Origin of the sequence: Lysinibacillus sp. NPDC048646 (assembly GCF_050272295.1) — a bacterium.
Taxonomy (GTDB): domain Bacteria; phylum Bacillota; class Bacilli; order Bacillales_A; family Planococcaceae; genus Lysinibacillus.
This window is the reverse complement of sequence record NZ_JBNNLZ010000047.1, coordinates 1-12,169: the sequence shown is the minus strand read 5'-3', so window position 1 is coordinate 12,169 and position 12,169 is coordinate 1. Positions and strand designations below refer to the sequence as shown.

Here is a 12,169-nt window from a genome sequence, read left to right as displayed (position 1 = left end):
GGTAGTTGACATAAGGAAGCACCTCCTCTAATTGATACATTTATCGTACCGGAGGTGCCTGGTTATTTATATGCGTTATTTGATTACGGGCTTACTTTTATAATACTATTTTCAAATCTCGTTTAACAAACAAATTCTATTATGATAAAGTAATCCCATCCCAATCAAAGGAGGAATACAATGGCAAGTTACACGAAGCACGGCAACACTTGGCAATACAACATCAGTCGTGTAGTGGATGGAAAGCAGAAACAATTTCTTAATAGTGGTGGTTTTAAGACAAAGAAGGAATATGGAAGTAGCTTTACAAATAGAGAGGTATTAGTCTGCTTTATGTATCGGAGCGACTTGGTCACGCATCATTTAGACATCACAACCTCTACTGTGCACACCTCATGAAAGAGCTACGTGAAAAGGATTCGAAACAAACAACAGGCATTTTTGATCGGCTATTTAACGTGTAAAAATCGTGTGTATAATTTGTGTAAAGAGGTGTATAAATCGCACCTTTTCCAATCGTTTTCTAACGTAACCCCAAAAATAGAAAAAACGCCCCAAACTCTTATATAATAAGGATTTGAAGCGCTTTGACTTCAGTTCAAACTTATCCAATCTGAACCCTTCGACCTCCCTACACATACGCTGGGACGTTGGTGTTAATGGGTTTGTGGGAATATTGTGTAGAGAATGTGTACTATTAAATTTATCACCTTAGCCTATAGGTTGCTTCTTCTCGTTCAGCCTTTGATTCATTTTTATAGATTTCACTTAGTTTAAGAAGAACCCTAGAAACTTTATCAAATCTCATTCTAACTTTTTTATAAAAATTCTCATACTTTAATGCCAAAGCTTCTTCTTCTTTTCCATCAGAAGCTATATGAACCCCTCTACTATTCCATATTTCTTGGATAAATCCTTTTTCCATTTCCTCTGTATAATATTTTTCAAATACTTTACATACACTTTCACAAGGAAAAATGGTAGTTTGAGGAGCATAAGCAAAGCAGCCTCCTAAGACCCTTCTTCCACTCAACTCATGCCCACTTTTATCTATCTCCCTTAGAAAAACAGTAACATAAGCTTCTAATTCGTCTTCATTTACTTCTCCCTCGATAGTTACACAAGGGCAAAACTTTAATTTATTTAGAACTCTCCATGCCTGTCTTACATATTCTTTGTTTACTTTATCATTCTCTTTATCTACCTTAGCGGATTTATAAATATGTTTAATTAAATATGCGAAATACACAGGATTAGTTTTGAGTTCATGCATTAAAAACTTTGGTTGTAAATGATCAATAATAATTTCGAAATAAGCCCATTCTAATTGATAAATCTTCAAATAAACTTCATTTTCTCTATTAACTTCTACATTCTCATGTATATTTTTAAATAAGTCGATAATTAAGTAGGAATTAAAGCTATTTATAGTAATCTCTTCTTGATTGTTTAATATAAGCTCTAGTATTAAAATGTTTTTTTCTATATCATTCTTAAAATAATCAGCAACCATACTTAAAAGAGCATTATAATTTCCATATTCCAGTAATTTATCCCATACTAGGTTTATCGAGTTTTCTTCTATATTATTTCGATGATATCTATGAGCTGGAAAAGTAGCCCAAAATTCATGTATAACTTCTGAATCTTGTTCATCCAAAGTCAATAAAAAATTGTTATCTATATTAGAAATCCTTAATACTCTAACCTTTAATTCATGTTCCTTTCCTAATGTGCTTAAAGCATCATTCATAATTTCAAAACCCTGATTTACATATAAGGTATCCAGATAGGCTATTAAAACTTCTTTCGTATTGTTTTCTCTCATTTTACTTATTAAATCTAAATTTAAATGGAGATTAAAAATTTCCTTAGCTAATATTCTTCCAATAGTATATTCTGAATTACCATCGATATTGTATTTACGCACTAAATATACTAACTCCCATAAATTGTCTATATCATCAACTAAAATTCCCTTTAAAGCTTCTACCTGCTTGTTATAAAGATTTTTCCTTTCACTTTCCCAATCCGATTTTGAATCTGTATTTAAAGGTATAGGATTTAAATCTAAAAGTTTGTAATTGGTAAATAAATACAAATAGTTATAGACATTAGATTTATACGATATTGAATTGAATAATCCCTCTAAAATACTAATATGCCCTTCACTCATTGACCAATCAGAATCTTTATAGTATCTATGCTTATAGATTATATTTCTTAACTTTTCTTTTAAATTATAGATCTCATTGTCAGGAATTTCTCTATCGATAGACTGCTCAAATTTTTCTATTAATAATTTTTCTAATCCTAATTCAAAAAACAAAGCATCTTCAAAAATTAATTCCCATTTACTTAAATCTTCTTTCACATTATTAATAGCAATTTCATAGTAAGCTTTTTGAGTTTCATACGCTTGATATTGATACTGCAACTCTTCTACTAATTTGTACGAACGATACCTCAATCTATCCATATTAGAAATAGCTCTACTTGACCTACTAGGTAATATGCTAGCTAACACTTTCCAACCACTAGTGCTAGTCTCTACAACATATTTCACTAATTCTATTTTTTCTTCTATGGATATGTTAATTACATGAACCCAATCTAATAGTGCATGAGATAAAGTATTAAATGGACTATTAGACATTTTATACTCTAAATCTCTTTCAGATAATTTCACTAATATTTTTATTGCAGGTACAACATATTCTTCGAGGCATAGTAATTTTTCAATCCCCCAAAGTATATGTGTATAATAATTTCTTGAAAATAAAGTATCTCCGTTATTTTCGAACAAACGCCAAATTTCAGATTCCTCTTTACTTACTTCCTTCTCAAGAAAATCAATAAATATTTTCGGGGAAGCTTCCACTATTAAATCCATAAAATTTGTTATGGCTAATAGTTGATCGAGTCTAGATATTTGTGAAAACAAACTAGTGAAAATGTCGTCAACAAATCTTTGAAAATCCATACCATTCTCATAACCTCGTAAAGCTAAGGCAATTAAAGACCTTGTTATCCCTCTCTTTAAAGTTACAGAGTATTCATCATCCTTTTTAGTAATTATTTCAGCTTGAAAATGATCTTCAATGGGAAGTAAATACTTGCTTGGTACTGATGATAGAACGTCTAAACTTTTTTCTTTGAAAAGAGTTAATTGTTCCATAGTTATGGCATTTCCAAGTATTCCCCAACTTTCTTCTAAATTAGCTAGCTTAAAAGAATTACTATATCCGTTCTTAAAATGTAATACAAATGGGTCTTCTCTATTGATAATTTGCTTTAATTGATTTATATAATTCTCGTAAGGCTCATTAGCAAATAACTCTATAAACACTCTATCCTTGCTATTCTCTTCCCATGCTCCTGTTAGTAATACTGGAATTAAACTTCTTGTACTAAAGCCCTCCCATTTTGGTTTTCTGTTTTTACCATCAAATACTTTTCTTTTGAATATAGAATATAACCCGTTACATTCATTAACTAATCGATTTGCAAGTACTACATCATCAATCTCTCTAGACAATTTGTTGTTCATATTACTTAACGTTCGCTTCTGCAATCTCAAATGTACTTTATCATTGGTAAAATCCTCTTCACTATAGATTATGATATTAGTATTACGTGGTATAATACTAATTTCAATGGCGTTAAAGTTTGGAATTAAAACTTTGCCTTCTGTGTAGTCTCCTATAGTATTCCATTCATCTATAGTATTAACAATTTTAACTTTGGGTAAGAACTCTTTGCCTTTTGTTTTTATGATAAATAGAATATATCCTAAAACCTCTTCTTTTGTTTTCCCCTGTAAATATATTGTTCTTTCAGTGCTTAATAAAGCTAAAAACTTTCCCTCAAAATCTGTTTCTTCATAATCAAAGAAATTTAACGAAATACTAGGGCTAGTTATCTCTAAAAGGTTTTCTTCGAATTTATAAATATCTAAATCTTTTTCAACTAATTTTAGACCTAATTCATTGAAATAAAACTCGTAATCATTTAACAAAACAGCATCCAATCGACTTGCAATACCATCCTCATTAGTTTGATAATCCACAACACCAATAACGTATTTTTTATAAATTAAAGGTCCACCTGAACACCCTTTATAATCTTGAATTCTATCTTTAACCGTTAAATCAGCTTTGCCATTACTCATTATATTTAATAGATTCGATTCAACTATAGTTCCTTCATTCATTCTAACTGCAGGATAGCCAATAGTTATGGTATTAATGGGATTTTCGAAATTAAAACTAATACAATCTAAAGGATTTATATCATGTAATGGAGACTCCACTCGTAAGGCGATTATATCCATTTCATTAATGCTTTTATGAGCTGAATAAACTGGCTCCGCGATTACTTTATTTTTGTTTCCCCGAATATTCTTATAAACAATTTCAATTGGAATTGCTGGGTCATTTAAATGTTCAAAAATAGCATGTTTTGCAGTTAATATTAAATCTTTTGTAATAAAAAAACCTGTAGCAATATCACCATTACAATTTATTTGCGGTATAGAATATTTATATTTGTGGATCATAAATTAACCCCCTATAATTATTTCTAATATTTCATTCTCTTTACCAAAAATTACATCATAGTTATAAGTCTCTTGAAGTTCATCATCTAATAAGAACTTTGACGCTTCTGTTTCATAATTAAAAAACATTTTTTTCTTAATTTGACTTTGAAGTAATATAACTTTTGCAATGCCTGCTAAATCCGGATGATTATGCTTTTTTCCATTCGTTGAGTATAAGTATTTATCACTTCTTAATATATTAGCAAGGCTATCTGTCATATTTTGTAGGCTACCATGGTGGGGAACCTTTATTAAATCAAAATAGTCGTAGTGCAGCTTTTCCAATTCTGTTTCTAATAATTCAGGATGCGCGTCAGCTAGAAATAAAAGCTTTTTATCATACGCTTCGAGTAAAATTGCTATAGATGAACCATTAGTAACGCTCGTATCTATTGGTGACACTTGATTAAATAAATCCTCTAATGTCTTTCTTTTTGATGTTAAAGATATTGGAGTGCTTGATATAGTCTTTTTATCATCAAGTGTCAATTGCATTAACTCAAATGCATCATCAATATAACTATTTTCATTAAATTGAAAATCCAACTTTTTCTTTTTTAATTCTTTTTTCCATTGATTGCTTAAATTCAGTAATTTAGCTTCATTTGGAGAAAGAATAGTTATAGTAATTTCTCCTATATTTAATGATTTCCTATTTTCAATAGATATAGCCTTTCTATGGAACATACTATTCCAGTTATATCCACCAGATTTAATTAGGTTGCGTAAAGTTAAGCCCTGTTTTGAAGATATTTCTTCATTAGTTATACCTTCTTCATTAATTTTTTTTAGATAATTTTCTCCTAGCGCAATTTCCTGTATTAAAATATCTCTCTCAGAATCCTCCAATTCCATACCTTCATTTTTTTCAAAATTTAAATGTTCAAGAGCATTAAACCAGATTTCATTAATTTTTATAAAATTCTCAGAGTTATTTTCACTTAATAACTTAATTGCTCCTGATATATGATCTCCATCTGTATGGGTAACAATTAATAAGTCTAGAGACTCTCCTCTACTTGCTATGTGTTGTAAATCTGGTTTTATAAACCTCCGATATGTATCAATATAACCACAATCAATTAGTATGTGCTTCTGAGTTTCTATCCCCATTGAGATTAAAAAACTATCTCCATTTTTAGCAGGGTACATCTTTACATTAATCACTATAACCTCTCCCATCTAAAATATTTTCATCAATTTATGTAATTTAAAAGCACGTATTGGCAATGCATCTAAGCAGGAATATATCAATGAACGATATATCTCTCTATAAGTAAATAATTTAAATTCGACTGCCCTCTGTAAAACATTGTGAATTTATTAGTATCTTGGCAGGTTCAAAGAAACCATCTTTCTCACTAATACCAATATCCCTTCCATTCATGTTAATTTGCATTATATGCCATAATGTTGATACTCGCTTTCTTTTGCAATATTCGTTTAGACTTGGTCATCGATCCAAAATATTAATTTTCATTTTTCCTTTAAGTTTTATTATAAACAGCCTTACTGATTTAGCTTTATACATTAGTTAATCGTATAAATTTTCGACTATATTCGCTAAATCTTCTATGCTTAGATATCTTGAAATCCTGTCGATACTAGAACCTCCATCTAGTGCTTTTATTGTCTCTGATGATGTGCCCTTATCAACAAGTGTCTTCATAAATGTATGACGCAGTTGAGTTGAATTTACTCCATATTGTTTTAACATTGATTGAATCGAACGTGCGCTTAAACGTTTGTATAAAGATGATAAAAACAATGCTTCGAGATTGTCATTTCGTTGATCTAAATAATCTTTGATTGCTTTACAAGTTCCATTGCTAAGTGGAACAATTCGTTCGCAATCCTTTATATACCAACGCACTTTTACGGTCCCTTTACCTTCATAAAGATACACATCATTACGGTCAAGCGCTGCCACTTCACTTAGACGTAATCCTGAATATAATAAAAGGCTTACAATCGCATGGTCACGCTTGTTAGATTTAAGAGCAGTTAAATGTAATATCTCGTTTACATTTTCAATGGATAACCAAGCCCGTTCTTGTAGCTTAGCTTTAAGTGGTTTTATAATACGAAGACCCTCGCTTACTTCCAACTTTCCTACATAACGGCTATATGCTTTGATTGCTGCTATTTCACGATTAACACCACTAGCTGAACGCTTAACTAACTGCATATTGATATAGTTCTGTACGTTTATACGACCATATCCATTCAAATCTGTACCATTCTCCTCTAAATACTCACCGAACTTTTCCAACGAATATCTGTAAGACTTTACTGTATTATCTGCTTTACCTGCTAGAGCCTCTGTTATAAATCGATCTATACATTCCTTGTTATTCATACACTAAACACCTCCAAATTAATTGTACGCATTTTTTCTATTAGTTTTTCTGTATAAATGTATTTCTTAGAATCCCATACATATATATCCAATTATACGCAGCTATTATACGTATGTATAGTACAATATTTAGCTAAAATTCTAGCAAATGATTGAGGTGAAAAAGTGCCTATAAAAACAGTGTGGAAGGATTAGTAGAGTTACAAGCGTAAATTTAGTATTATTTATTGTTTTTTAACAGCTAGGTCTTCCCACTACTAAAGTCATGAACTATCATTCATATTCTGACATTTCTTCGTAATGTATTTCTGCTGGATTAGAGCCAAAATCCGTTTCAGATAGTCTAATCCGCCATCTATTCCTACTGCACCACATTCACAAAATTGAAAGTCATTACTGTAAAATGATAATAAAGTTATTTAATTTTAAAAGCTCAAACAAGCATAACCCCGTTCTAAATTTTGGACGGGGTTAAAATATAGTTGTTTTATTTTGATATAAGATACTTCACTATACTAAAAAATATTACAAAAATATCGTTTAAAAATCTAAATTTTATTCAACAATCGCGCCCGTTTGTTGAATATTGTTATTTAACTGAAACCCCTGTTAGTTTAAATATACTTCTCAAACTCACCCTTACAAATGTATACTCAGCTTTTTTCTGCTATCACTTATTTAACTTCATTAAAAAAAGTGTCATATACACTTTTAATTGGATAGTTAAAAACTTTCTTTTTTCATACATTTTCTCTCTATTGATATACGATTTTTTACTTTTTGTAATTGATATCGTGTAGATGATATGTGTTTTTATAATCCTTCAGTATGTTAATTTCCTCTTGAAAGCTTGTACTTCTATCCACAGAATAACCCATTACCAGTATCATTTCACTTGCATTTTGCAGTAATACCTCACCAGTCATTAATTGGGATGTTTTAAATTTTAGTAATCCCTTATTTAACTCTTTAGAGCTAAATTCAAATGATTCAGAATTGTATTGTGTATATATAGTCATTTGTATCGAGCGAATATAATTAAATACATATTCTCCAAACTTGTAGGATTCATCTTTAGTGGGAATCATCCCTTTATGTAAAACACTATTTCTAAATTTGTTTTGTTTATCATCAAAAATGGGTGGAACTTCTTTAAAATGATTAATAAACATTGAAAAAAAAGCCCCTAATTGTCTTTCTGAAGAATTTTTCAATTGTTTTTTCCATAGTTCTGCAGTTATCTCCTCATCTATGCCATTTAAGTGCCAAATAAATTTAATCACCCATTCTCTAAACCTCTCAACTGATGCGATAAAACATCCCACCGCTTCGAAGTAATAGCCATCCAATATAGCATTTGCAGCCATTTGGAATAATATTTGGTACTTATCATAGACAGTTATTGCTGTTGTTTCATGTCCTTTATAACATGTAAAATTATAAACGCCTTCTTCATTTACAAGGACTTTATAGAATTGAAAATCTTGAGGATCAGGCGGATTTTTACTTAATCTAATACACTGACTACAAGTAATATATATATTCAATTTTTCTCCCCCTCCATATCAATGTAATTAAATCCTACCACAATTTCATAAGGTTTAGAGATTAGCTCCTTTCTTAAACTATTCTGTCCATTAGCTTAAGTACATTTCTTCACAATCTTTCATAAACCTTAACATAAATATCAGATTTTCTTTTTCGTGAGACTCAGCGATTCTTGAATTACCATATCTGATAATTCAACTATTATATTTATTTTGAAATTTAGTTTAGTCTGTATAAACAGTTGATAGCGGAAATTTCAATAGGTGGATAATAAGACTATTCATTAAAATCAACCATATAAATTCCGCAAAAAAAATAAAGCATAAACTTTCCAAACGGAAAATTTATGCTTTACGTCACATTGACGTTGTGATTTTAAGTATATCTTCGCCAAATTTCTTAACGATATATTTGCCAACACAGTAATACCAACCCTTTCAAGCTACTTGGTTTTAATACCCAATGTATTTAAAATTGTTATATTGTTTCAATTGAATTTACCTATAACTTTCGGCATTGTTTTGATTAATTTTTTTACTTTCGGCATATGTATGATTAACTAGTTACAATAGACAACTAGTTAGTTCATTATGTTTAAGTACAATACAGATATTCCCCAAAGGAAACTAAAAGACATGTTTTCTGTTAGAATTTAGGGTTCATGCCTTTTAAGGATTTTATTCAGTGTCTATTCTAACGCTTGACATTTAACGGCGTTTCTTTTTTTGATTGATTAGCGAAATGCATAACCCCTTACATACTCTCTTTGCGACAATGAAGCAAAATGAAAATCTAGGGTCTTAACATTTCTCCCTTGTCCCATGAAACAATTAATCGATTCAATCTTCTTAGCCGAGTTTCTTCTTTTTTAGCACTCATTACCCACCAAATAGAATCTCTTCTGTACGAAGGTGGAAGCTGATTGAAGAATTCCCAAGAACTTGTATGTTTTCTAATTTCATCCTCATATTCTTTCGTTAAAGTAACGTTCCTCTGAACGGAAGAATAACCTGTTTGATCATTTCTTTGATTGAAAACAGTCAATCCCTCAGGCCTCATTTGATTGTGTTCTATCAGTTTATGCACCTTTTGCACATTAACTTTACTCCAGAGGCTATTAGGCTTACGTCGAGTAAAGCGAATTTTATAGCAATCTTCATCAACTGTTTTTCGTATCCCATCAATCCAACCAAATGACAGTGCACAATCTACTGATTCGGACCAAGTGAGACTTGCTTTATTGGTCTTTTTCTTTAAAAAAACTACCCAAATTTCACTAGCTGTTTGGTGATGAATATCCAACCAATCAATAAATTCTGTTTGATTACTAAAAAATAGCACTTCACTCATTTTTCCAGCCATTCTAAAATCATTTGATTAAGCTCTTCAGGTCTTTCTTCTTGAATCCAATGACCAGTGTTTAAACTCTTAATGTCTATATTAGGTACAAAATCTTTTATATTTGGAAGCGGCGGAATAATATCTTTCTCACCATAAATCATCAATGTTGGCTGATGAAGAATAGGAGATACTTCACCTAATAAATGCCAATTACGATTTAAATTTCTGTACCAATTGATGCTTGGAGTGAAACCCGTCTTATTGAAGGCTGTGATATAAACAGAAAGATCATCATCGCTCATAACAGGTTCACCTAACGGCTGGGTTGCTTTAGCTAGATTAATCATTTCCATTCCTTCAACAGAGCCTTGTGATGGAACATTCTTTCGATATAAGTTACGAAGAAATTGGGCTGCATTTTCGTCTAATACAGCATCTGCAACACCTGGTTGTTTGTTAAAGTGAACAAAATAGTAATCATCGCCAAAAGCTTCTTCCATAAAATCAATCCAAGGTCTCTCTCCTCGAACTTGATAGGGCAAGCATAAGTTAATCATTTTATTAACACGTTCTGGATGCAGCAAAGCCATACTCCAAACAACACTTGCGCCCCAATCATGGCCCATAAAAATGGCATCTTTGTATTGATAGTGATCCAAAAGAGCAACAAGATCACCCGTTAAATGTTCAATATCATATTTTGTGACTTCTTTTGGACAAGAAGACTCTCCATATCCTCGTTGATTAGGAATAATAACGTGATAACCTGCTTCTACAAGAGGAGTCACTTGATGTCTCCAAGAAAAGGCATGCTCTGGCCATCCGTGGCAGAGAACGATAGGTTGCCCCCCATTTTTTTGTCCAGCTTCAAAAACCTCTAGCTCCACACCGTTACCTGAGATAAGTGTTGGTGTTGGAAATTCATAATTGTTTGTCATTTAACATCCTCCTAATTAAAATAAAAGTATCTTACAATGACAATATTATCATGGACGTTTGACAACAGTCTGTCAGCTTTGAGAAACTCACTTAATGATATTTGTCAGCCATCAATCTGAGTTTAGAAGCAATTTTTTTGCGCATTTCTTTTGGAGCTAAGACCTCTATATGCTCTCCAAAACTAAATATGAGAGAGAACAACCATTCTTTTTCGGGGAATGTAGCTGTAACAAGAAGTTCACCTGTTTCTAACACCGCAATATCTTCTTTATTAAAAACATCCTTCACACGAGACTTCATTTGAGGGGAAACTTTTAAGACAATTGTTGTCATTGTTGTTTGTTCATTTAATAATGCCATAATCTCGTGATAGGATTTTTCTCGACGTTCAAATGATTGATTTTCAATGTGAAAATCACTTATACGGGAAACTCTAAATATTCTGAAGTCTTCTTTTAAAAGACAATAAGCAAATAAATACCAAGTATAATTTTTAAATATGAGCGACATAGGCTCAACTTGTCTTTTGCTGACGATATTATCATAATTTCTGTAGTCAATAGTCAGTAAATTAGTCTGTGTAATAGCTTTCCTTAGCGTCTTAACTAATGCTTTTTGATTTGGAGAGTCTCCATAAGGATGTAAATCAATGATGATTTGTTCCATATGCAGCTTTAGATAATCTACCTTGTTTTTAGGAATGATATTTTGTAGTTTTTCTATGGATGATTCTAACTCAATGTCGTCAACTGTGAAATTAATATCCTTGAGAACAGAAAGAAGGGAGGACAGGTTATTAAGAGTTAGTACTTGATGATTTAATTTATAACTCTCATAAATGCTGAATCCACCATCGTTTCCGGAATGGGAAATAATGGGAATGCCAGCTAGATTGATTGTTTCAATATCTCGGTAAATAGTCCGGACCGACACTTCGAATTTCTCAGCTAATTCATTTGCTGTTACACGATTTCTATTAAGTAACATCACAATAATGGTTAACATACGTTCTATTTTCATCTTGTTCTCCTTAAAAATATATTTTTTTATTATGTAGTAGAATCAATTTCATAATACAATAGCTAATTATGCTACAGAAAGTTGTAGTTGGGAAAGCCGATCAACTGCCAGTTTGCAGGCGTTGTACGCAAGATGAACCAAATCAAAATGGACTTTAGCTTTCTTCCCTGTACAATGGTAAATCTGATTCAATAGAAAATAACCTTTAAGATTAGCCCACCTATCTATTCTCTTATAATTTTAACGAAAAAATTATTTTATGTTACATGAGTCAATTTCATAATTTTGAGACCTTACGGCTCTAAGCTTAAAATGACAAGAAAATAGAGCACCTCCCCAAATCCTGTATAATGAGAGTTACT

9 protein-coding genes and 1 pseudogene are annotated in these 12,169 nt (G+C 31.3%); 1 reads left to right on the top strand and 9 read right to left on the bottom strand.

Translation table 11 applies throughout. The features are described 5' to 3' along the window. Nucleotides 1-180: 180 nt before the first annotated feature. Entirely contained in the window at nucleotides 181-399 is a 219-nt protein-coding gene (locus tag ACQKII_RS24340; RefSeq protein ID WP_427463008.1) for a hypothetical protein, read from the top strand. A 307-nt stretch (nucleotides 400-706) separates the two neighbouring features. Here the strand turns inward: ACQKII_RS24340 and ACQKII_RS24335 are convergent, their stop codons facing one another. The 9 genes and pseudogenes from ACQKII_RS24335 to ACQKII_RS24295 form a co-directional block, all read right to left on the bottom strand. Continuing rightward, entirely contained in the window at nucleotides 707-4,558 is a 3,852-nt protein-coding gene (locus ACQKII_RS24335) for a trypsin-like serine protease (protein WP_427463007.1), read from the bottom strand. A gap of 3 nt (nucleotides 4,559-4,561) precedes the next feature. Beyond that, complete coding sequence (locus tag ACQKII_RS24330; protein WP_427463006.1) at nucleotides 4,562-5,767, bottom strand: MBL fold metallo-hydrolase; 1,206 nt, start codon at nucleotides 5,765-5,767, stop codon at nucleotides 4,562-4,564. A 367-nt stretch (nucleotides 5,768-6,134) separates the two neighbouring features. Further along, nucleotides 6,135-6,959, bottom strand: coding sequence for a tyrosine-type recombinase/integrase (locus ACQKII_RS24325; protein WP_427463005.1), 825 nt, complete (start codon nucleotides 6,957-6,959; stop codon nucleotides 6,135-6,137). Nucleotides 6,960-7,222: 263 nt separating this feature from the next. Then, nucleotides 7,223-7,378, bottom strand: coding sequence for a DUF7695 domain-containing protein (locus tag ACQKII_RS24320; protein WP_427463009.1), 156 nt, complete (start codon nucleotides 7,376-7,378; stop codon nucleotides 7,223-7,225). 354 nt (nucleotides 7,379-7,732) lie between these two features. Then, entirely contained in the window at nucleotides 7,733-8,506 is a 774-nt protein-coding gene (locus ACQKII_RS24315; RefSeq protein ID WP_427463004.1) for a hypothetical protein, read from the bottom strand. A gap of 793 nt (nucleotides 8,507-9,299) precedes the next feature. Continuing rightward, nucleotides 9,300-9,857, bottom strand: a complete 558-nt coding sequence (locus tag ACQKII_RS24310) for a YdeI/OmpD-associated family protein (protein ID WP_427463003.1) — start codon at nucleotides 9,855-9,857, stop codon at nucleotides 9,300-9,302. Further along, on the bottom strand, nucleotides 9,854-10,786 hold the full coding sequence (locus ACQKII_RS24305) for an alpha/beta fold hydrolase (protein ID WP_283869443.1): 933 nt from the start codon (nucleotides 10,784-10,786) through the stop codon (nucleotides 9,854-9,856). Before ACQKII_RS24305 ends, ACQKII_RS24310 begins: the two co-directional genes overlap by 4 nt. Before the next feature lie 91 nt (nucleotides 10,787-10,877). Then, on the bottom strand, nucleotides 10,878-11,807 hold the full coding sequence (locus tag ACQKII_RS24300) for a helix-turn-helix transcriptional regulator (protein WP_427463002.1): 930 nt from the start codon (nucleotides 11,805-11,807) through the stop codon (nucleotides 10,878-10,880). A gap of 66 nt (nucleotides 11,808-11,873) precedes the next feature. After that, nucleotides 11,874-12,023: pseudogene (locus ACQKII_RS24295) on the bottom strand (IS5/IS1182 family transposase); the annotation flags it as partial. Between the last annotated feature and the right edge of the window lie 146 nt (nucleotides 12,024-12,169).

Coding starts and splice junctions, on each gene's coding strand:
- ACQKII_RS24310 (WP_427463003.1), bottom strand. CDS start 9,857: ATGAGTGAAGTGCTATTTTTTAGTAATCAAACAGAATTTATTGATTGG.
- ACQKII_RS24335 (WP_427463007.1), bottom strand. CDS start 4,558: ATGATCCACAAATATAAATATTCTATACCGCAAATAAATTGTAATGGT.
- ACQKII_RS24325 (WP_427463005.1), bottom strand. CDS start 6,959: ATGAATAACAAGGAATGTATAGATCGATTTATAACAGAGGCTCTAGCA.
- ACQKII_RS24340 (WP_427463008.1), top strand. CDS start 181: ATGGCAAGTTACACGAAGCACGGCAACACTTGGCAATACAACATCAGT.
- ACQKII_RS24305 (WP_283869443.1), bottom strand. CDS start 10,786: ATGACAAACAATTATGAATTTCCAACACCAACACTTATCTCAGGTAAC.
- ACQKII_RS24300 (WP_427463002.1), bottom strand. CDS start 11,807: ATGAAAATAGAACGTATGTTAACCATTATTGTGATGTTACTTAATAGA.